At 61.9% G+C, this 273-nt stretch carries 1 protein-coding gene; it reads right to left on the bottom strand.

Annotated elements, in window-relative coordinates; translation table 11 throughout:
* Nucleotides 1–273, bottom strand: a 273-nt coding sequence (locus SB689_RS23100) for a replication endonuclease (protein WP_410694395.1), incomplete at both ends; no start/stop codon positions are given.

Below are 273 nucleotides of genomic sequence, written 5' to 3'. Positions count from 1 at the left end.
AGTTCGCGCGCGATATCCTCGAACCCCTTGATCCGGGTCATCAACTCGCCGCGCTTGACGGCGGGCGAAGAAACCGAGCGGTCGCGTAACTCGGCGAGCGTGAAGCACGCACCCTCTTCGTTTGTCGCAAGGATGTTCTTCAGGATTTCGTCGTTACGTGCGCGCTGCTGCGCACGGCGCTTGAGCGATTCGTCGGACACGTACGCGCCCATCTTTGCGTTGATGAAGCCGAGCGCGAGCGCCGCAGCCTCGAAGTACTGTGCGTGCATCACG

It is taken from the genome of Chryseobacterium sp. SIMBA_038 (assembly GCF_046535115.1).
In the GTDB taxonomy this organism is placed as follows: domain Bacteria; phylum Bacteroidota; class Bacteroidia; order Flavobacteriales; family Weeksellaceae; genus Chryseobacterium.
Note: the sequence above shows the minus strand (reverse complement) of the source record. Positions and strands in the feature narration are given on the sequence as shown.